The sequence below is a fragment of the Pseudomonas sp. PDM04 genome (assembly GCF_014851765.1).
Taxonomy (GTDB): Bacteria; Pseudomonadota; Gammaproteobacteria; order Pseudomonadales; family Pseudomonadaceae; genus Aquipseudomonas.
This window is the reverse complement of sequence record NZ_JACVAI010000006.1, coordinates 336,992-357,413: the sequence shown is the minus strand read 5'-3', so window position 1 is coordinate 357,413 and position 20,422 is coordinate 336,992. Positions and strand designations below refer to the sequence as shown.

Annotated in this window: 14 protein-coding genes and 2 riboswitches; of the genes, 6 read left to right on the top strand and 8 right to left on the bottom strand. The window is 61.9% G+C overall.

From position 1 onward, the window contains the following. The first annotated feature begins 84 nt into the window (after window positions 1-84). Complete coding sequence (locus tag IB249_RS23605) at window positions 85-4,035, top strand: dermonecrotic toxin domain-containing protein (RefSeq protein ID WP_192308149.1); 3,951 nt, start codon at window positions 85-87, stop codon at window positions 4,033-4,035. A 59-nt stretch (window positions 4,036-4,094) separates the two neighbouring features. Here IB249_RS23605 and IB249_RS23600 read toward each other — a convergent pair whose 3' ends face one another. Both IB249_RS23600 and IB249_RS23595 read right to left on the bottom strand, forming a co-directional pair. Beyond that, window positions 4,095-4,589 (bottom strand): DUF934 domain-containing protein, encoded by a 495-nt coding sequence (locus IB249_RS23600; RefSeq protein ID WP_192308148.1) that lies wholly within the window; start codon window positions 4,587-4,589, stop codon window positions 4,095-4,097. Beyond that, window positions 4,573-6,231: a nitrite/sulfite reductase gene (locus IB249_RS23595; protein WP_192308147.1), complete on the bottom strand. Its 1,659-nt coding sequence runs from the start codon at window positions 6,229-6,231 to the stop codon at window positions 4,573-4,575. The genes IB249_RS23600 and IB249_RS23595 overlap by 17 nt, the downstream gene beginning before the upstream one ends. Window positions 6,232-6,754: 523 nt before the next feature. Here IB249_RS23595 and IB249_RS23590 point away from each other — a divergent pair. Then, entirely contained in the window at window positions 6,755-7,828 is a 1,074-nt protein-coding gene (locus IB249_RS23590) for an ABC transporter substrate-binding protein (RefSeq protein ID WP_192308146.1), read from the top strand. Here the strand turns inward: IB249_RS23590 and IB249_RS23585 are convergent. Both IB249_RS23585 and metH read right to left on the bottom strand, forming a co-directional pair. After that, on the bottom strand, window positions 7,825-8,043 hold the full coding sequence (locus tag IB249_RS23585; RefSeq protein WP_192308145.1) for a DUF2970 domain-containing protein: 219 nt from the start codon (window positions 8,041-8,043) through the stop codon (window positions 7,825-7,827). The two genes, IB249_RS23590 and IB249_RS23585, sit on opposite strands and share 4 nt — an antisense overlap. Window positions 8,044-8,278: 235 nt before the next feature. After that, the gene (gene metH, locus IB249_RS23580; protein WP_192308144.1) at window positions 8,279-11,989 is read right to left on the bottom strand and encodes a methionine synthase; all 3,711 of its coding nucleotides are present in this window, start codon (window positions 11,987-11,989) and stop codon (window positions 8,279-8,281) included. Between the two features lie 156 nt (window positions 11,990-12,145). On the opposite strand from metH, the gene IB249_RS23575 reads away from it, so the two are divergent. The 3 genes from IB249_RS23575 to nfuA all read left to right on the top strand — a co-directional run bounded on the left by IB249_RS23575 (window position 12,146) and on the right by nfuA (window position 16,287). After that, a complete protein-coding gene (locus tag IB249_RS23575; protein WP_192308143.1) occupies window positions 12,146-14,443 on the top strand; it encodes a fatty acid cis/trans isomerase in 2,298 nt (765 codons plus the stop codon). A gap of 167 nt (window positions 14,444-14,610) precedes the next feature. Further along, complete coding sequence (locus tag IB249_RS23570; protein WP_192308142.1) at window positions 14,611-15,645, top strand: acyltransferase family protein; 1,035 nt, start codon at window positions 14,611-14,613, stop codon at window positions 15,643-15,645. Window positions 15,646-15,702: 57 nt separating this feature from the next. Then, window positions 15,703-16,287, top strand: coding sequence for a Fe-S biogenesis protein NfuA (gene nfuA / locus IB249_RS23565; protein WP_003225494.1), 585 nt, complete (start codon window positions 15,703-15,705; stop codon window positions 16,285-16,287). Between the two features lie 78 nt (window positions 16,288-16,365). On the opposite strand, the gene cobM is transcribed toward nfuA, so the two are convergent. The 4 genes from cobM to IB249_RS23545 all read right to left on the bottom strand — a co-directional run bounded on the left by cobM (window position 16,366) and on the right by IB249_RS23545 (window position 18,516). Continuing rightward, the gene (gene cobM / locus IB249_RS23560; RefSeq protein ID WP_192308141.1) at window positions 16,366-17,112 is read right to left on the bottom strand and encodes a precorrin-4 C(11)-methyltransferase; all 747 of its coding nucleotides are present in this window, start codon (window positions 17,110-17,112) and stop codon (window positions 16,366-16,368) included. Window positions 17,113-17,192: 80 nt separating this feature from the next. Then, entirely contained in the window at window positions 17,193-17,606 is a 414-nt protein-coding gene (locus IB249_RS23555) for a cobalamin biosynthesis protein (RefSeq protein WP_192308140.1), read from the bottom strand. Beyond that, entirely contained in the window at window positions 17,603-18,307 is a 705-nt protein-coding gene (locus IB249_RS23550; protein ID WP_192308139.1) for a CbtA family protein, read from the bottom strand. Before IB249_RS23550 ends, IB249_RS23555 begins: the two co-directional genes overlap by 4 nt. Window positions 18,308-18,318: 11 nt before the next feature. Next, window positions 18,319-18,516: a CbtB domain-containing protein gene (locus IB249_RS23545; protein ID WP_192308138.1), complete on the bottom strand. Its 198-nt coding sequence runs from the start codon at window positions 18,514-18,516 to the stop codon at window positions 18,319-18,321. A gap of 119 nt (window positions 18,517-18,635) precedes the next feature. After that, window positions 18,636-18,864, bottom strand: a riboswitch (cobalamin riboswitch). 183 nt (window positions 18,865-19,047) lie between these two features. Continuing rightward, window positions 19,048-19,261: riboswitch (cobalamin riboswitch) on the top strand. Between the two features lie 98 nt (window positions 19,262-19,359). Here IB249_RS23545 and cobW point away from each other — a divergent pair. Next, on the top strand, window positions 19,360-20,421 hold the full coding sequence (cobW, locus tag IB249_RS23540; protein WP_192308137.1) for a cobalamin biosynthesis protein CobW: 1,062 nt from the start codon (window positions 19,360-19,362) through the stop codon (window positions 20,419-20,421). The last annotated feature ends 1 nt before the right edge of the window (window position 20,422 follow it).

Below are 20,422 nucleotides of genomic sequence, written 5' to 3'. Positions count from 1 at the left end.
CAATACCCATCGGGCAATTGCGCTTTTTTCATGAAAAGTTCGATTCTAAGCTGAGGACTTCTCTCCGCTTCAAGGTCGTTCAACATGGATGTGAACACGCACCACGCAACACCGCCCACCCTGACGCCCGCTCGACAAAGCGTTATTTTCGATCGATCAGCACAGCCAGCGCTCTCCTTGCCGGTCGCGCCTGACTCGTCACCGGCACCGCGCCTGCGTGACGAGCTGCGGGCAGCGGTCGATGTTGCGCTGCCACAAACCCCGGCCCGCTTCGCCGAACAGAAGATCCGTGAAAAGTGGGGCTTGGATCTCGACCCGCAGACTGCGCAACTGGTGACATTGCATTACGACTATTGGTTACGTGCCGGACTCGAAGGTCGCCATGAAGGGCGCGTCGCGAGTTCGCAGTCCCTGGTGCATGTGCTGTTGTCCAACTACCAGACCGTGGGGGACGGTCGGTTTGGCGAGACCGGCTTCGGGTTGTACACACCGCCGGATGTCGGTCCGGCAGTGCGCATCGTCGAGGGGCCCGAACCGACCGATGACCACCGCACCTATGAAGGCATCTACCGGCATACGGCGCCGCAAACCTTTGGACCGCAGACGCAGATCAACCTGCGGCCGGCAGATTTCAAACAATGGGTTTGGACACTGTTTTTCGACGAGTTGTATCAGGCCTATGTCGATCAGGCCTGGCCCGTTGATGAAGTGATTCTCGGGCGCAAGCCCTATCCCCTGAGAACGTCGACCAAAGCTGCGTTTGTCATGACGGCTTGGCTGCAACATCACGAAAATGGCCTGACGGACAAGGGCCTGGAACTGGCAATGCAGGCGGCGGGGCTGGCGCCGGACCAGACATGGGGCGCCCTGACGATGGCGCAATTGCAAGCGCCGACACGGCTGTCGTCGCAGGTCGAAGCCAGCCGGCTGAGGCTCTATCGCTACACCGCCACGGATATCTGGTGCTATCGGCACCGCACCAGCGGCCGGATGCTGATGTACGTGCCCGGCAACTCTTCGCCCCTGCACGAGTTTTCCGACCCCGGCCATTTACGACAATGGGTTGTGCACCAGGCAAAAAACGCTGCAACCCGACAGGCGCTGGCGGCGCACTTCGCCGAAGACGATCGTCGCGACGGCACCTTCCACGCCGGTGTCATCACCGCACTGGACGGCATGGCGCTGTATCCGTCACGGCACCGGTTGAGCAAGGAGGCCGGTTTCTTCAACAACGATGGTTACTGGGACCCTGCTGACTACATCGGATTCGACTGTCCACCTTCGGCTACCGATCCCTTTGCGCAACTGGTGCTGACCATGAAGCAAGCTGCCCAGGACAGCGTCACAACCATCCGCAACGATGCTCAGGTCAACCGTGACAACCTGACAGCGTACGTTGAACCGATCGTGCAATGGGTCAACCGCTTCGGCCCTTTGGCGTTGTTTGTTCCGGGCGGTGAGGGCGTGATGGCTTTGGCGGGTCTCATCGACGCCGGTTATGGGCTGGATCAGGCGCTCAACGGCGAGACGGCCAGCCAGCGCGCGCAGGGTGCCAGCCGCACGGTGTTCGGCTTGCTCAATGCGTTGCCGCTAGCCGCCGACGCAGCCTCGATCGCTCGTGATGGCGTCGAAACGGGCGTGCTGAGCCGAGAAGTCGGCGAGGGCGAATTGACCCCTGGACCGATTGCCGATGTGGCGCTGAGCGCCCCCCCAAAACTGCCAATGCCCACGCGTGTGGAGCTTTTGCGCGGCATCGGCGCGCCCGCCGGGACGTTCAGTGACGAGGTGCTGGCGCAGATTGGCAGGGTCAGCGCCATCGACGATGACATGCTGCGCCTGATGCAGGCCGGGCGACCGCCGACGCCCCTGCTGGCGGACACTGTCGAGCGCTTTCGGATTGACCAGGAGGTCGCCGGGCTGGCCGATTCGCGCGCCGAACGCAGCGCGTTGTTCAGCAGCCGCTACCAGAGCCTGCAGCAATCGGGGCACGAATGGGTTCGATTGTTCCAACGGCAATACCCCGGTGTGCCCAAGGCCGCCGTTGAGCAAATGCTCGACCGCTACGGCATCGACTTCACCGCAGTACCGGACGCCGAGCAAGCCAGGCACCTGTTCCGACAGCTGGACAGCAAGGCACGCCAGTACCAGCAGCATGTGCGCCTGAATCGGGCTTATGAAGGCCTCTATCTTCGTTCTGTGTCCAGCCCCGAGTCGGACACCCTGGCCTTGCACTCGCTGAAAAAACTGCCCGGATGGCCACAAGGCGTACGGATCGAAGTGTTCGACGATGCCAGCGGCGGTCGCCTGCTGGATCACTGCGGCCCACTGGATACGCCCGATTGCCGGCGCCTGATCAAGTCCGCAAGCGGCTATCGGGCTTACGGTTTTTCAACCGGCGCCAGCGATTTTCATGAGGCCATCGTCGGGCTGCTTTCCGAGGAGGAACGCGCGGCGTTGCAATTGCCAGCGGTGCATCCCGGGGCAGCGCTGAGGCTCAGGCTCGGCGAGCGGCCGATCTCCCGCTCGGAACTGGCCCTGGGACTGGGCAGGATGGACTCGCGCTTGCCGTTCGAGGCTCAGGGTTTGCGTGGCGGGGTTTTTCCGCAAACCCCTCAGGGCGCCGACTTGACGCGCGCGATGATGAGGTTGCAGGTCAGGGAGGCCTACCCGGAGTTTTCCAATGACGACGCCGAGGCCTTGTTGCAAGCGCTCGGGGACGGGGCTCAGGCGCATTTCGACAGGGCCAGACAGCAACTGCACCAGCTGTGCGTGGGCCTCGACGAATGGATTGCACAGGTCGCGCAGGATATCGAAATGATGGACATCCCCCTGCTGCAGATGGGCGACCCGGGCACCGAGACGCTCGACCTGGTTCAGCTTGGACAATTGAATGCCCAGCGGGTCCAGGCAGCGATGGCGTCCGAGGTCGAGGCCCGCGTCGAAGTGGGTGATGAGCTGATTGCCATCCTGCGCAAACAGGCGCCCCAGGAGGGCAGCCTGTATTCCGGGGATCATGTCGCTGGCTATACGGTGGACATGAGCCGCGAAGAATTTCATCGACTGCCGGTGCTCAATGTCCGCTTCAACGACGTGGTCGGGTTGAACCTGGAAAAAATCCATGTGTTTGAACGCGCGACGCTGAACGGTTTTCTGGAACACTTTGCGAACTTGCGCACCCTGAATCTCGAAGACACCGACCTGCGACTGCCCGATATCAATGGGCAACTGGAAGGGGCCTTGCCATCGACGATTACCCAGTTGCAGCACCTGACCTCGTTGAACTTGCGTTCGACCCAGTTGACGTTTCGGGAAAATACCGCCGCTCAATTGAGCTCGCTGGCCCATCTGCACGATCTGGACTTGAGTCACAACCCGCTGGGGGTGCCTCCCGTGGTGGTGGGGATGGACCAGCTGCGGGTGCTGAAACTCAACGACACCGGCATCCGCGCGTGTCCGGTGGGGATCATGGAGCACCCGTACATGACCACACTGGACCTACGCAACAACCAGATCCGCCGTGTCCCGCAGGCCATCCTCAATCAGGCCATCGCCAGGGACCGCGTACTGCTGTGGAACAACCCGCTGACCGATGAGGACACCCTGCAGCGATTGGTCCGGCATCGGGAGCGAACCGGTCTCAACCTGTGGCTGCGTGCGCAGGACGCGCAGTATTCGGACCCGGCCGCCTGGTTGAACGTCATTGCGCCGGGGCAGCGCGAAGCGCATTTGCAGGTCTGGCATCGGCTCGCACTCAAGCCGCGTGGCGGACGGTTTCTAGGGTCGATCAACACGTTGACGCTCACTGCGGATTTTCAGGTCAATTACCTGGATCTGCAGGCGCGGGTCTGGCGATTGTTGAACGAGGCCGATGCCTCCCAGGCATTGTGGGAGCGGCTGATCGAGAGCGGGCCTGTGCCGTCAGGGGCGCTGGATAACCCCATTGCGGTTCTCACGGTACTGGAAGGGCGTGCAAGGGTTTACAACGACTGGGTTGCCCTTGGCCGACCGTTCCCGGTGGAACAGGGCCAGCCCTGAAACGACAAGGCCCTGATCCCGTTGGGGATCAGGGCCTCGCCTGGTCAGCGCGGTGCGGCTCAGCGACGACGGAACAGCGGCAGCGGTTCATCGGTGGCGGCCTGATAGGTCACCGAGAAGTCCTTGAGGCTTTCAAGGGCTTCGTACGGGTCTTTGTCAGCGCGCAATGCAAAGGCGTCGAACCCGCAGCGATGCAGGTAAAACAGCTGGTCGCGCAGCACATCGCCAATCGCCCGCAGCTCGCCCTTGAAACCGTAGCGGTCACGCAGCAGGCGGGCGTTGGAGTAGTTGCGACCGTCGGTGAAGGCCGGGAAGTTCAAGGCGATGACCTGGAACTGATTGGCGTCTTCACCGATTTCCTCGGCTTCTTCGTCGGCATCCAGCCACACACCCAGGCCGCCATCGCGGGCCTTGAGCATGCGGCCGTGTTCGCGCCACAGCTGCAACGGTACGATGTAGTCGTCGCAGTTGCTGATTTCGTCGATGTTGAAGTCCTTGGGCAGCAGGTGCCAGGTTTCGTCGACGACTTCGTTGTTCTTAATGATTCGCTGCATAGACGCGTTCCTTGAAGAGGTCGATGCCAATACGCTGGTAGGTGTCGATGAAACGCTCGTCTTCGGTACGTTGTTCGATGTACACGTCGATCAGTTTCGAGATCACGTCAGGCATGTCGTCCTGGGCGAAGGACGGGCCGAGGATCTTGCCCAGGCTGGCATCGCGGCTGCCGCTGCCACCCAGGGACACCTGGTAGAACTCTTCGCCTTTCTTGTCTACCCCGAGAATGCCGATGTGGCCCACGTGGTGGTGACCGCAGGCGTTCATGCAGCCGGAGATGTTCAGGTCCAGTTCACCGATGTCGAACAGGTAGTCCAGGTCGTCGAAACGGCGCTGGATCGATTCGGCGATCGGGATCGACTTGGCGTTGGCCAGGGAGCAGAAATCGCCACCAGGGCAGCAGATGATGTCGGTCAGCAGGCCGATGTTCGGCGTGGCAAAACCCTGCTCGCGCAATTCGCCCCAGAGGGTGAACAGCTGGCTTTGTTCAACGTCGGCCAGAATGATGTTCTGCTCGTGGGAGCTGCGCAGTTGACCGAAGCTGTAGCGCTCGGCCAGGTCGGCGACGGCGTCCAGCTGCTTGTCGGTGATGTCGCCCGGCGCGACGCCGGTCGGCTTCAGGGACAGGGTCACCGCCACATAACCCGGCTTCTTGTGCGCCAGGGTGTTGCGGCTGCGCCAGCGGGCAAAGCCCGGATGCTGCTGGTCGAGCTCGGCCAGTTGGGCGCTCTGGTTGTCCAGCGCCCTGTAGTCCGGGTCGACGAAGTGCTTGGCGACGCGATGCACTTCGGCCTCGGTCAACGTGGTCTGGCCACCGCGCAGGTGCTCCATTTCCGCGTCGACTTTCTGGGCGAACACTTCAGGCGTCAGGGCCTTGACCAGGATCTTGATCCGCGCCTTGTACTTGTTGTCACGACGGCCATAGCGGTTGTAGACACGCAGGATGGCGTCGAGGTAGCTCAACAGGTCTTGCCACGGCAGGAATTCATTGATGAACGCGCCGACCACCGGCGTACGTCCCAGGCCACCGCCCACCAGCACGCGGAAACCGACTTCGCCGGCCGCGTTGCGTACCGGCTCGAGGCCGATGTCGTGAACTTCGATGGCCGCACGGTCGGAGGTCGATCCGTTGATGGCGATCTTGAACTTGCGTGGCAGGTAAGCGAATTCCGGGTGGAACGTGGTCCACTGACGAACGATTTCGCACCATGGACGCGGGTCGATCAGTTCGTCGGCAGCGACACCGGCGAACTGGTCGGTGGTGACGTTGCGCAGGCAGTTGCCGCTGGTCTGGATCGCGTGCATCTGCACGGTCGCCAGCTCAGCCAGGATGTCCGGGATGTCTTCCAGCGCCGGCCAGTTGAACTGAATGTTCTGCCGGGTACTGATGTGGGCGTAGCCCTTGTCGTAGTCGCGGGCAATCTTCGCGATCATGCGCACCTGGCGCGAGGTCAACTGGCCATAAGGCACCGCCACCCGCAACATCGGGGCGAAACGCTGGATATAAAGCCCGTTCTGCAGGCGCAGGGGGCGAAACTCTTCCTCGCTCAGCTCGCCTGCCAGATAGCGTCGGGTCTGATCACGGAACTGCTTGACGCGGTCCTCGATGATCCGCTGATCGTACTCGTCGTATACGTACATATAAGTCCTGTTCTCAGGCTGGGCCGGTCGGATCCAGTTGCGTTTGTCGCTGGCTGAAGACTCCGATACTGCCTCGGCAATTCTGCGCGCACGGCCGCGCACTCCATACGGAGCCGGGGCAAGATACCAGTTTGGAGTTATGCGCAAAAGTGATGTTTGAGTATATGTAAAGAACCAAAACGACTAACGAGAATCGTTATTGCTATACCCGCATTTGTAGTATGGGCAATCGTCGTCTTTACTCTGCTCGAGTCTTCGTGCAATCACCGATAAAACCGACAAGAGGCGATGCAATGAGCAACCCTACCAAAGCTTCAAAGCCTGACAGTACGGTCGATGCCTGGGCCATTCTGTTTCTGATCATCCTGGTCGTAGGCACGGCCGTGTTCTGGGTCAGCCATCAATAATTGACCCGGTCCGGGCCCTGGTCCGACAAATTGTCGGACAATCTGTGGGATTAGCACCGTTAAACGGGATTCGCTGGCTATAATGCGCGGCGAATTTCCGGGGGCTCGGACGATCCATGCTGAAGTTTTTCTACACCTTCCTGCTGGTGCTGGGCGCAGGTTACGGTTCTGCCGCGCGTGCGGAGTCGGTGCTGTTCCTCAATCCCGGGGATGTGGACGAAGCGTTCTGGGTCAGCTACTCGCAGTTCATGCAGGCGGCCGCCCGTGATCTGGGCATCGACCTGCGCATTCTTTATTCCCGGCGCATGCCGGAGCTGACGGTGGCGCAGGCCCGCCAGGCATTGCAAGGTCCTGATCGTCCTGACTACCTGCTCTTCGCCAACGAACAGTACATCGCCCCGCAAGTGCTGCGGCTGGCGCAGGGCAGCGGTGTGAAACTGTTCATGGTCAACGCGTCGCTGACGGCCAATCAGATGAGCATGCTCGGTGAGCGTCCGGATCGCCTGGGCAGCCTGGTGCCCAATGACGAGGAGGGTGGTTACCTGATGCTCAAGGAGCTGGTTCGCCAGCATCCGCCAGTCGCGCCCGGTGATTCGATTGAATTGCTCGCGTTCTCCGGCCTGAAGATCACCCCGTCGGCGCAACTGCGCGAGAAAGGCATGATGCGGGCACTGGCCGAGCACCCCGAAGTGCGTTTGCGGCAATTGGTCTACGGTGGCTGGACGCGCAAACGGGCCTACGAACAGGCGAAACTGCTGCGCCACCGTTACCCGAATGTTTCGCTGGTGTGGTCAGCCAATGACGAAATGGCCTTTGGTGCCATGCAGGCGTATGCCGAGGCGGGTAGCGTGCCCGGAAAGGATGTGTTGTTCAGCGCGGTCAATACCTCCGCCGCGGCGTTGCAGGCAAAAGTGCAGGGCCGCCTGAGCGTGCTGGTGGGTGGGCATTTCACCCTCGGTGGCTGGGCGTTGGTGCAATTGCACGACATCGACCGGGGCGTGGACATCGGCCGTTACGGCGGGCGGGATCGACAGATCCCGTTGCTGCAATTGATCGACACGGCTACCGCGAAGCGAATGCTGGCCATGGGCGACTCACCGGACTACGAGGTGAACTTCCGTCGCCTGTCCGCAAAGGGCCGGCCGTCGTCCTATCGCTACCCGTTCAACCTGCAGACCCTGATGCGCTAGACCCCGGCCAGCAGCAGCACCAGTTGCACGATGCCGTAGAGCGACAGGGCGAACACCGCTGTGAACAGAATTCCCAGGATCACAAAATGACTGGGCTTGCCGTGGGTGAAGTCTCGGGCACGGTTCTTCCCGCTTTGCACCCCGAACGCCGCAGCCATGACACTGTGCAGCATTTGCCAGAAGGTCGGCGGCTTGTTGTCGATTGGATCGTCCATAAACCCCTCGTCTTGACGTAAGCCCATTGAGCATAGCCAATCCTGCGATCCCTGGCGGGCTCTCTGTGGGGGGCGGGGTGGGGAGGCCGGCTGTTTGCGCGGCAACTGAGCCCCTTGTGGGAGCGAGCCTGCTCGCGAAGACGGCGGCACAGCCGACGATGATGTCGACGGGACTACCGCTATCGCGAGCAAGCCCGCACCCACAGGGGCAGGGCAGGACGTGGGGCAGGCCCCGTCAGTCGTCGTAACCCAGGTTCGGCGCCAACCAGCGCTCGGTCACGCTCAATTCCTGGCCTTTGCGCGAGGTGTAGCTCTGCACTTGGTCCTTGTCGATCTTGCCCACGGCGAAGTACTGCGCCTGCGGGTGGGCGAAGTACCAGCCGCTGACCGCTGCCGCCGGGAACATGGCGTAGTGTTCGGTGAGGAACACGCCGCTGCGGCCGGCGCGCATTTCGGCGGCTTCGGGGTCGAGCAGGGCGAAGAGCGTGGCTTTCTCGGTGTGATCCGGGCAGGCCGGGTAACCCGGAGCAGGGCGGATGCCGCTGTATTGCTCCTTGATCAACGCCTCGTTGTTCAATGCTTCGTCTTTGGCGTAACCCCAGTAATCCTTGCGAACCTGCTGGTGCAGCCACTCGGCGCAGGCTTCGGCGAGGCGGTCGGCCAGGGCCTTGACCATGATCGAGTTGTAGTCGTCGCCCGCATCCTGATAGGCCTTGGCCACTTCCTCGGCACCGATGCCGGCGGTGGTGATGAAGCCGCCCACGTAGTCGGTGAGCTCGCTGTCCTTCGGTGCAACGAAGTCGGCCAGTGAGAAGTTGGGCTTGCCGTCGGTCTTGATGATCTGCTGGCGTAGGTGATGCAACTTGGCCAGCGGCTTGCCATGATCGTCGTAGAGCTCGATGTCATCGTCGCGTACCTGGTTGGCCGGCCAGAAACCGAACACCGCACGGGCACTGATCAATTTCTCGTCAATCAGTTTGGCGAGCATTTCCTGGGCATCGGCGTACAGGGCAGTCGCGGCTTCACCGACCACTTCGTCCTGCAAGATGCGCGGGAACTTGCCGGCCAGGTCCCACGAGATGAAGAACGGCGTCCAGTCGATGTACTCGGCCAGCACTTTCAGGTCGATATCGTCCAGCACCCTTGTCCCGGTGAAGGTCGGCTTGACCGGGGTGTAGGTACTCCAGTCGAATTGCGGCTTTTTCGCGATCGAGGCGGCATAGCTCAGGCGTTCGGTGCGGGCGCTGCGGTTGGCGGTGCGCTCGCGCACCTCGATGTATTCCTCGCGGGTCTTCTCGACGAAACCGGCCTTGAGTTCCTTGGACAGCAACTGCGTGGCGACGCCCACGGCGCGGGAGGCGTCCGTGACATACACCACCGCATCGTTGCTGTACTTGGGCTCGATCTTCACCGCCGTGTGCGCCTTGGAGGTGGTGGCGCCCCCGATCATCAACGGCAGGTGGAAGTCCTGGCGCTGCATCTCGCGCGCCACGTGGACCATTTCGTCCAGCGACGGCGTAATCAGGCCGGACAGGCCGATGATGTCGCACTTCTCTTCCTTGGCCACCTGCAGGATTTTTTCCGCCGGCACCATCACGCCCAGGTCGACGATGTCATAGCCGTTACAGCCCAGCACCACGCCGACGATGTTCTTGCCGATGTCGTGCACGTCGCCCTTGACCGTGGCCATCAGGATCTTGCCCTTGGCTTCCGGCTTGTCGCCTTTTTCCAGTTCGATGAACGGGATCAGGTGGGCAACGGCCTGCTTCATCACGCGGGCGGATTTCACCACTTGCGGCAGGAACATTTTGCCGGCGCCGAACAGGTCGCCGACGATGTTCATGCCGGACATCAGCGGGCCTTCGATCACTTCGATCGGGCGCGCGAACGACTGGCGCGACTCTTCGGTATCTTCGACGATGTGGGTGGTGATGCCCTTGACCAGCGCGTGTTCCAGGCGCTTGTTGACGTCCCAGTTGCGCCATTCCTCGGTCTCGGCTTCCTTGACGCTGCCATCGCCCTTGTACTTGTCGGCGATGGCGAGGAGGGCGTCGGTGCCCTCCGGCGTGCGGTTGAGGATCACGTCTTCCACGGCGTCGCGCAGTTCCGCCGGGATCTGGTCGTAGATCTCCAGCTGGCCGGCGTTGACGATACCCATGGTCAGGCCGTTGCGGATCGCATACAGCAGGAACACCGAGTGAATCGCCTCGCGCACCGGGTTGTTGCCCCGGAACGAGAACGACACGTTGGACACGCCGCCGGAGGTCAGCGCATAGGGCAGCTCGTCGCGGATGTAGGCGCAGGCGTTGATGAAATCGACGGCGTAGTTGTTGTGCTCTTCGATACCGGTGGCCACGGCGAAGATGTTCGGGTCGAAGATGATGTCTTCCGGTGGGAAGCCGACTTCGTTGACCAGGATGTCGTAGGAGCGTTTGCAGATCTCTTTCTTGCGTGCCTCGGTGTCGGCCTGTCCGGCTTCGTCGAACGCCATGACGACCACGGCCGCGCCATAGCGCTTGCACAGTTTGGCGTGATGAATGAACTGCTCGACGCCTTCCTTCATGCTGATCGAGTTGACGATGCCTTTGCCCTGGATGCACTTGAGGCCGGCTTCGATCACCTCCCATTTCGAGGAGTCGATCATGATCGGTACGCGGGAGATGTCCGGTTCGCCGGCAATCAGATTGAGGAAGGTCACCATGGCCTTCTTCGAATCGAGCATCCCTTCGTCCATGTTGATGTCGATGACCTGGGCGCCGGCCTCGACCTGCTGCAGGGCGACTTCCAGGGCTTCGGTGTAGTTGTCTTCACGGATCAGCCGGGCGAACTTGGCGGAGCCGGTGATGTTGGTGCGTTCGCCGACGTTGACGAACAGCGAGTTGCGATCGATGGTGAACGGTTCCAGGCCCGACAGGCGGCAGGCTTTGGGGATGTCCGGGATCTCGCGCGGCGCATAGCCGGCCACGGCCTTGGCGATGGCTTCGATGTGCCCAGGCGTGGTGCCGCAGCAGCCGCCAACGATATTCAGGAAGCCGCTCTGGGCGAACTCTTCGATGACCTTGGCGGTTTGCGACGGCAGTTCGTCGTACTCGCCGAATTCGTTGGGCAGGCCGGCGTTCGGGTGTGCGGAAACGTGGGTGCTGGCCTTGTTCGACAGCTCTTCCAGGTACGGGCGCAACTCGCTGGCGCCGAGGGCGCAGTTCAGGCCGACCGAGATCGGCTTGGCGTGGGCCACCGAGTTCCAGAACGCTTCGGTGGTCTGGCCGGAAAGAGTCCGGCCGGAGGCATCGGTGATGGTGCCGGAGATCATGATCGGCAGCTCGATGCCCAGCTCTTCGAACACGCCTTGCACGGCGAAGATCGCCGCCTTGGCGTTGAGGGTGTCGAAGATGGTTTCGATCAGGATCAGGTCGGCGCCGCCTTCGATCAGGCCCTTGGTCGACTCGGTGTAGTTCTCCACCAATTCGTCGAAGGTCACGTTGCGGTAGCCCGGGTTGTTCACATCCGGAGACAACGAACAGGTCCGGCTGGTCGGGCCCAGCACGCCGGCGACGAAGCGCGGCTTGTCCGGGGTCTCGAGGGTTTTCGCATCGGCGACCTTGCGTGCCAGGCGAGCGCCTTCTACGTTCAATTCGTAGGTCAGGGCTTCCATGCCGTAGTCGGCCATGGAAATCCGGGTGGCGTTGAAGGTGTTGGTTTCCAGGATGTCGGCACCGGCATCCAGGTAGGCTTTCTCGATACCCCCGATCACGTCCGGGCGTGTCAGCACCAACAGGTCGTTGTTGCCTTTGACGTCGCTCGGCCAATCGGCGAAGCGTTTGCCACGGTAATCCTGTTCCTCGAGCTTGTAGCTTTGGATCATCGTGCCCATGCCGCCATCGAGAATCAGAATGCGCTCCTTGAGGGCGTGCTTGAGAGCTTGAAGGCGAAGGCTGCGATCGGACATGTGGACTACTCGGAAAGACCATTACGAAGGGGCGGAATCATAGCAAACCTGCGTGCTTTTAGAGCATGCCGTGCTTTTGCATGAATATCGCTCATGTTGGTGGGGCCGCTGCGTCTGTACAATCGCGGCGTTTTTTCAAGGATCGGGACTGGGAACATGTCGTATCGCGTCGTCATCAGCAGTGTGTTGCTGCTTTTAAGTGGGGGCGCCGTTGCGCAAGGCCTGGCCACAGCTCCTGAGATTTCCTACACGCGCGATATCCAGCCGATCTTCACCGAAAAGTGCGTGGCCTGCCATGCCTGCTACGACTCTGCCTGTCAGCTCAACCTGGGCAGCGGCGAAGGCGCGGCGCGCGGCGCCAGCAAGTTGCCGGTGTATGACGGCGAGCGCACCCAGGCCGCGACGCCCACCCGGCTGTTCTATGACGCCAGCGGCAAGCGTGCTTGGCAGCAGAAGGGCTTTTATTCGGTGCTTGACGCCCAGGGCAGCCAGGCGGCGCTGATGGCGCGGATGCTTGAGTTCGGGCACCGCACGCCGCTGCAAGCCAATGCGAAGTTGCCGGAAGACATCGTGCTGGGCCTCAACCGCGAAAACGCCTGCGCGATGCCGGCAGAGTTCGACACCTATGCCAGCACCCATCCGAAACAGGGCATGCCCCTGGCGGTGACCGGCCTGACCGATCAGCAATACCAGACCCTGCAGCGCTGGCTTGCTTCCGGAGCGCCGATTGACGAGAGGGGCCTGGTGCCGAGCGCGCAGGAAGCGTTGCAGGTGGTGCAATGGGAAAACCTGCTCAACGCGCCGGGCGCCCGGCAAAGCCTGGTGGGACGTTGGCTGTTCGAGCATTGGTTTCTCGCGCACATTTATTTCAAGGATGGCGAGCCGGGGCATTTCTTTCAGTGGGTCCGCTCGCGCACGCCGACCGGTCAACCCATCGACGTGATCAACACCCGTCGCCCGAACGATGATCCAGGCTCCGAGTATTACTACCGCCTGTGGCCGGTGCAGGGGGTGATCGTGCACAAGACCCACATCACCTACCCGCTGAGCGCGGCGAAAATGGCGCGGATCAAAAGCCTGTTCTACAACGGCAACTGGCAGGTCCACGCCTTGCCAGGCTATGGACCGGAGCGCCGGGCGAACCCGTTTACCACGTTCGAGGCCATCCCGGCCCAGGCGCGCTATCAGTTCATGCTCGATAACGCCGAATACTTCGTGCGCACCTTCATTCGCGGCCCGGTGTGCCGTGGGCAGATTGCCACGGACGTGATCCGCGACAACTTCTGGGCATTGTTCCAGGCCCCGGAGCACGACCTGTACATCACCGACCCCAATTATCGTGGCCAGGCCACGCCATTGCTGGCGATGCCGGGGCAGAACGATGACGTCGGCAGCGTCCTCAGCCTGTGGCGCGACTACCGTGACAAGCGCAACCAATACGAAGCCTTGCGCCGTGACAGCTACGCCGACTTGCCGGCACCGAGCTGGTCGACCCTGTGGGCCGGCAACGACAACGCGTTGTTGAGCATTTTCCGTCATTTCGACAGCGCCGCCGTGACCAAGGGCCTGATTGGCGAAGTGCCGCAGACCCTGTGGCTGTTCGATTTTCCGCTGCTGGAGCGCACGTACTACCAGTTGGCGGTGAACTTCGACGTGTTCGGCAATGTGTCCCATCAGGCCCAGACACGCCTGTATTTCGACCTTATCCGCAACGGCGCCGAGCTGAATTTCCTGCGCTTGATGCCGGCCGACTCGCGAGAGGGTTACCTGGATGACTGGTATCAGGACAGCGGCAAATTCAAAATGTGGATGGACTATGAAGACATCGACGACGACAAGCCCACCGCATTGAAGCTCGACGAAAAAGACCCAAAACGCGATTTCGCCCTGCAGTTGCTGGCGCGCTACGGCGAGCTCAATGCCAAGCCGGACCCGATCAACCGCTGCGACGGTGCGTATTGCTCGCGCCCCAACATCGACCCCGACCTGCAGAGTGCCGAGCAGGTCTTGAGCCGCCTGACGTCGCGTCCTGCCGCCGGGCTGAAAGTGATCGACCAGTTGCCGGAAGCGACGATGCTGCGGATCGAGACGGCCAGTGGCAAGCGCGAGGTCTACAGCCTGTTGCGCAACCGTGCCCACAGCAATGTTGCGTTCCTGCTCGGCGAATCGCTGCGTTATCAGCCAGGGCTCGATACGCTGACGATTTTCCCCGGGGTGCTCAGCAGCTACCCGAATTTCATGTTCAACATACCCGCAGGCCAAGTGCCAGCCTTCGTCGAAGCCATGGAGAATGCCAAGGACGCCAACCGCTTCGAGAAGATCGTCGAGCGTTGGGGTATCCGACGCAGCCATCCGCAGTTCTGGTTCTACTTCCATGACCTGAGCCGGTACATCCACGAGACTGATCCGGTGGAAGAGGGCGTGCTGGACATGAACCGCTACGAGAATCTTTGATCGACCTTTGAATGGCTACCGGTGTCGGATTGTATAAGGCGCCGCCGATCCCTTCTGTGGCAGCGAGCCTGGTCGCGATGGTTTGACAGTCGACTCAACGGTGACTGGTAACCCATGCGAGCAGGCTCGCACCCGCACAGGATCAACAGCTATCCGGAGAACCGTCGATGTTGATTTCAGTACAGGCACTGCGTGCCCTCGCGGCCTGGGCGGTGGTTTGCCACCACTTCATGCAGATTTTCTTCGACTTCCAGGCCCGTGGCCCGATCGGTCAGTTGTTCATCGACAAGGGCGCTGTGGGGGTGGACGTGTTTTTTGTCATCAGTGGCCTGGTGATTTTCCTGTCCACCGAGGGCAAATCGCTGCCGCCGGGGCGCTTTCTGCTGTACCGGCTGTTTCGCATCGTGCCGGCGTATTGGCTGTATACGGTGCTGATGGCACTGATCGTGGTCTTCGCCCAGCCGGTGTTGCCGGATCAGACGGTCGACTGGTCGCACCTGTTGCTGTCCTTGCTGTTTATCCCGACGCAAAACCCCGGTGGTTACGGGATCTACCCGACGCTGAATGTCGGCTGGACCCTCAACTACGAGGTGCTCTTCTACTTGCTGTTCGCCTGGGCGCTGTTGTTCCGCCTGCAACTTCGGCTGCTGATCGTCGCGGCGCTGCTGTTTGCGGTGTGCCAGGCGTGGACCGGCTATGGCTGGATCAGCGAATTTTACCGTTCGGACATTGTTTACGAATTCCTGCTCGGCATGGCCATCGGCATGGCGTATCGACAGGGCTGGATCAAACCCGGCTTGTACCTGCCTTTGCTGGGGATTGCGGGGGCGCTGCTGGCGATTTATCTGCTGCCGCCGCAACCGCGATTCTTTGCCTGGGGCTTGCCCAGCGCGGTACTGGTGATGGCAGGCATGGCGCTGGAGCGCTTTTTCGAGAACCGGCGGCTGTTGAAGTGGCTCGGCGACTGCTCCTATTCGGTGTATCTGATGCACGTGCTGGTATTGTCGGCGGGCGGTTTCGTGGCGCAACGCTATGGCATAAACCCCTATCTGATGTTCGTCGTTTGCGTGCTGGCCATTGCTGTGGGGTCGTGGGCAAGCTACGAATGGGTGGAAAAATGCAGCTATCGGTGGCTAAAGCAACGGATTGACGGCGAACCTCCGGGCCAGGACGGCCCCGCGCTTTCCCGACAAAAATACTAGGACTTTGTGCGGCGCGTTGATTGGCGTAAACTGCGCCCAAGCCTGTGAGGAGTTTCCATGACTGCTATTACTATCACCGACGCCGCCCACGATTACCTGGCCGATCTGCTCTCCAAGCAGAACACCCCGGGCATCGGCATCCGCGTCTTCATCACCCAGCCTGGCACCCAGTACGCCGAAACCTGCATTGCCTACTGCAAGCCGGGCGAAGAAAAACCCGAAGACACCGCGCTGGGGCTCAAGAGCTTCACCGCTTACATCGATTCGTTCAGCGAAGCGTTCCTCGACGACGCGGTGGTCGACTATGCCACCGACCGTATGGGTGGCCAGCTGACCATCAAGGCGCCGAATGCCAAGGTGCCGATGGTCAACGCCGACAGCCCGGTCAACGAGCGCATCAACTACTACCTGCAAACCGAGATCAACCCGGGGCTGGCCAGCCACGGCGGCCAGGTCAGCCTGATCGACGTGGTTGAGGACGGTATCGCCGTGCTGCAATTCGGCGGCGGTTGCCAGGGCTGCGGCCAGGCCGACGTAACCTTGAAGGAAGGCATCGAGCGCACCTTGCTCGAACGCATTCCCGAACTCAAGGGCGTTCGTGATGTGACCGACCACACGCAGAAAGAAAACGCCTACTACTAAGGTGTTCGCTGCGGCATGAAAAAACGGCGCCCCGTGAGCGCCGTTTTTTTATGGAGAAAATGTGCCGAAGCAGGGTGCCTATGGCCGATACAAATGCGCGTGCCCGGCCCGGTACAGCGACGACTCGCTGAACTGATCACTGCCCAGCACCCGACCCACAAGAATCAACGCCGTGCGCCTGAACCCCTTGGCTTCGACCTTCCCGGCAATGTCTTCAATTGTCCCTACCACCCAATCCTGATCCGGCCAGGTCGCCCGGTGAATGACTGCAATAGGGCAGTCTGCACCGTAGTGCGGCAGCAACTCGGCAAGGATCTTCTGCAAGTGGTTGACCCCCAGGTGGATCGCCATGGTCGCCCCGTGCTGGGCCAGGCTGCCCAGTTCCTCGCCGGCCGGCATCGCGGTCTTGTCGGCATAGCGGGTCAGAATCACGCTCTGTGACACGTCGGGCAAGGTCAGCTCTGCACCCAGCAACGCGGCGCAGGCAGCCGTCGCCGTGACGCCGGGGACGATTTCGAACGGGATATCCAGCTCACGCAGATAGCGAATCTGCTCACCGATGGCGCCATACAGCCCGGGATCGCCGGAATGCACCCGCGCCACATCCTGGCCGTTGGCATGGGCCGTCTTGATCAGCTCGATGATCTGTTCCAGGTGCAGTTCTGCACTGTTGACCACCTGTGCGGCGCTGTGACCTTGCAGCACGGCGGCGGGCACCAGGGAGCCGGCGTAGATGATCACAGGGCAACTGCGGATCAGGCGTTGGCCTTTGACGGTGATCAGTTCCGGGTCGCCGGGACCTGCGCCAATGAAATAGACGGTCATCGTCGGTTCCTGTCAAAAAAGGGCTGGGCCAACCTTCAGATGAAGATCGCTCATGATCAAGGGTGGGATTATCGGGGATTCTACGTCGAGCGGGCCAGCGCCAAGGTCGCCTGGGCATATTTCTGACGGCTGATCAGCAAGGTGGCAGGCGCCGCGGCGAGTTGTTCGGCGAGGGCGAGGGCGGCACTTTCCGCCACGCCGTAACAACCGGTGCGTTCGAAGGCGATCTGGGAACGGTGGCTGAGGCGCGACTGATAAGCGGCCAGTTGTTCACTGCTGAAAAACGTCAGCGGCAGTGCCAGTTGCGCGGCCAGTTCGAGCAGGCCCGGCTCTTCGCGCTTCAGGTCGATGCTGGCCAGGGCGTTGATCTGGTGCAATTCGACTTGATGGGCTTGTAATGCCTGATCGAGCAAGGCTCGCAGCGTGCTGAGGGGACAGCCGCGCTGACAGCCCAGGCCGACCACCAGGGTCGGCGCTGTGCTATCCACGGTCATGCGTGGTATTGACCATCATGCTTGCGACGGAACAACCAGGCGCTGATCAGGCCCAGGGCCAGCCAGAACGCGACGTTGGTCAACTGCGAAGCGATCTTGAACTGCGCTTCCAGGGCCTCGGGGGCGAGCATGGAATGCACTTCCGGTTGCGGGGCGCCGATCACGTGAGGCACGGCGATAATCGCCACGCCCAGCAGCTTCATCAGCCAGTGACGGCTGAAGGCGATCAGGGCAATGCCGACGGCGGTGGAGGCCGCAGTGCCGATCCACCAGAGTTGCCGCTGTGCCAGGTCCGCCGCAGCGGTGCCTGGCAATTCCGGCGGCAGGCCGAGGGTCGGTGCCAGGACGAAGGTGGCGTAACCGGCCAGGCCCCAGAGCAGGCCCTGGGAAGTTTTGGTCGGGGCGCGCAAGGTGTAGAGGCCGGCAAGCATCAGGGCGAAACCGACAGCCACCACCAGATTGCCACCGGTGGTCGACACCACGCGCTGCCAGCCGTCTTCCGGCTCCCAGGCTTCGGCATCGTGGGTGTGCGCGGCGGTGCCGGCGGCATGTTCATGCACTTCAACGGCGGCCGGTTCGGCCTTTTCGTAGGTTTCCGCCTGCAGAATCAGCGGCGAAACCCAGAAGCTTTGCAGCAGGGTGAGCAGCAGGGCGGCCAGCAGCCCGGAGAAACCTGCGGTTTGCGCGATACGCTTGATCATGTCGGCAGGTCTCAATGGCACGGGAAGGCGGCGCTGTGGCGGGTATCGTGGGCGGCGTTGTGCACCGCTTCGATGTGCGAGAAACCGGCGAAGTAAACCAGGCAGGCACCCAGGATCGAGGCGCAGACAGCGGCGGTCAGGCGTTGGCTCAGGGTGGTCGTGGTGGTGGTGCTGGTGGAGCTCTGGTGGGTGCTGCTGATGATCGACATGGCGCTTCCCTCTGTTCTGTCAACGGGTGAAGGCAGCGCATGCAAGCCTCCTGCGCATCGGGCACGCAGAAGTCCAAACAGCGCCCGCCCACCGCGGGTTTGTTATTTCAGTGAACGTACCGTCACTTTGTGTTGCGGGCCGGTCTCCGGGCTCGCGAGGGGCTTGGGCGTACGCCGAAACCTGCAAGAATCGCCTTCCCATGCCGAATGGCCGGCACAGTGGCTGTGATTCTTCGCTCGCTTACCGTTGCGGGGGCAGCACCGGACTGACATGGCCTTGAGTAAAGCACATGATTCACCGGTTTCCCGTTTCACCCTGTGAAGGGCACCCGTAACAAGGTGTGTAGGAGAGCATGGGCGGGGGCAGGGCGTCAATTGGCAGCAGTTCTCAACTCGCAATCGAGCGCGGCCATCGCGAGCCAGCCCGCGCCCTCCCATAGGCGACATTTGCAAACCCGCTGTGGGAGCGAGCCTGCTCGCGATGGGGCGGGCCCTGTCGCTACAACTCATTGACCCGCCCCAGTACGATGCGTAGCCTTGTCCGTTCGAGGTTCTTCGCCATTGTCGAAGCTAAGAAGGGAACGCGGTCGATGCCGCGGCTGCCCCCGCAACTGTGAACGGTGTTGTTCGCTGCCACGCCACTGCACGCCCGCTGCACCGGGTTCGCGGGAAGGCGCAGCGGATGCCGGGCCAACCGCCCGGCACACTGTCAGCCAGGAGACCTGCCTCGAACCAGATTCTCACTACAACCGGGCGGGGTGATCCGGTGGCGAAACTCTTGCGCGCGCCTTCGTCGCAGCGCTTGTCGTCCCGTATGCCCGCCACCTTGCCAAAGGGCATCCGATGAAAACACTGGCCAAACTTCCCGTCACCATCGTTACCGGCTTTCTTGGCTCGGGCAAAACCACCTTGCTGCGCCACATGCTCGACAACGCCCAGGGCCGCCGCATCGCCGTGATCGTCAACGAGTTCGGCGAACTGGGCATCGATGGCGAAATCCTCAAGCAGTGCTCTATCGGTTGCACCGAGGAAGAGGCCGTCGGTCGCGTTTTCGAACTGGCCAACGGCTGCCTGTGCTGCACCGTCCAGGAAGAGTTCTTTCCGGTCATGCGCGAACTGGTTGCGCGCCGGGGCGACCTCGACCACATCCTCATCGAAACCTCCGGCCTGGCGCTGCCAAAACCCCTGGTGCAAGCGTTCCAGTGGCCGGAAATCCGCAGTGCCTGCACGGTTGACGCGGTGATCACCGTCGTCGACAGCCCGGCCGTTGCCGCCGGCACCTTTGCCGCGTTCCCGGACCAGGTCGATGCCCAGCGCAAACTCGACCCGAACCTGGACCACGAATCGCCCCTGCACGAACTGTTCGCCGACCAATTGGCCAGCGCTGACCTGGTGATCCTCAACAAGGCCGACCTGATCAGCCCTGAAGACCTGGCCCGCGTGCGCCTGGAAGTGGCCGAAGAACTGCCGCCAGCGGTCAAGGTCATCGAAGCGAGCAGCGGTCGCCTGCCCCTCGACGTCCTGATCGGCCTCGGTGCCGGTTCCGAGGAACACATCGACAGCCGTCACAGCCACCACGATCACCACCATGAAGGTGAGGACGATCACGACCACGATGCGTTCGACTCCATCTCCATCGAACTGCCGCCCGCCGACGAGAGCCTGCTGCTGGACGCACTGACGCAGTTGGTGGTCAAGCACGACATCCTGCGGGTCAAGGGTTTCGCGGCGATCCCGAACAAACCGATGCGCCTGCTGATCCAGGGCGTCGGGACGCGATTCGACAAACACTTCGACCGCCAGTGGGGCGCCGATGAAGCGCGCACCACGCGCCTGGTGCTGATCGGCCAGGCGCTGGACGCCGTGCAACTCGAAGCCCAACTGCGCGCCGCGCTCAGCGCCTGAC

Bases quoted from the DNA above. Each gene is read 5' to 3' on its own strand.
- IB249_RS23550 (WP_192308139.1), bottom strand. From the start codon at position 18,307: ATGATCAAGCGTATCGCGCAAACCGCAGGTTTCTCCGGGCTGCTGGCC.
- IB249_RS23600 (WP_192308148.1), bottom strand. From the start codon at position 4,589: ATGCAGCGAATCATTAAGAACAACGAAGTCGTCGACGAAACCTGGCAC.
- nfuA (WP_003225494.1), top strand. From the start codon at position 15,703: ATGACTGCTATTACTATCACCGACGCCGCCCACGATTACCTGGCCGAT.
- IB249_RS23595 (WP_192308147.1), bottom strand. From the start codon at position 6,231: ATGTACGTATACGACGAGTACGATCAGCGGATCATCGAGGACCGCGTC.
- IB249_RS23590 (WP_192308146.1), top strand. From the start codon at position 6,755: ATGCTGAAGTTTTTCTACACCTTCCTGCTGGTGCTGGGCGCAGGTTAC.
- IB249_RS23605 (WP_192308149.1), top strand. From the start codon at position 85: ATGGATGTGAACACGCACCACGCAACACCGCCCACCCTGACGCCCGCT.
- IB249_RS23585 (WP_192308145.1), bottom strand. From the start codon at position 8,043: ATGGACGATCCAATCGACAACAAGCCGCCGACCTTCTGGCAAATGCTG.
- cobM (WP_192308141.1), bottom strand. From the start codon at position 17,112: ATGACCGTCTATTTCATTGGCGCAGGTCCCGGCGACCCGGAACTGATC.
- IB249_RS23575 (WP_192308143.1), top strand. From the start codon at position 12,146: ATGTCGTATCGCGTCGTCATCAGCAGTGTGTTGCTGCTTTTAAGTGGG.
- IB249_RS23570 (WP_192308142.1), top strand. From the start codon at position 14,611: ATGTTGATTTCAGTACAGGCACTGCGTGCCCTCGCGGCCTGGGCGGTG.
- metH (WP_192308144.1), bottom strand. From the start codon at position 11,989: ATGTCCGATCGCAGCCTTCGCCTTCAAGCTCTCAAGCACGCCCTCAAG.
- IB249_RS23555 (WP_192308140.1), bottom strand. From the start codon at position 17,606: ATGACCGTGGATAGCACAGCGCCGACCCTGGTGGTCGGCCTGGGCTGT.
- cobW (WP_192308137.1), top strand. From the start codon at position 19,360: ATGAAAACACTGGCCAAACTTCCCGTCACCATCGTTACCGGCTTTCTT.
- IB249_RS23545 (WP_192308138.1), bottom strand. From the start codon at position 18,516: ATGTCGATCATCAGCAGCACCCACCAGAGCTCCACCAGCACCACCACC.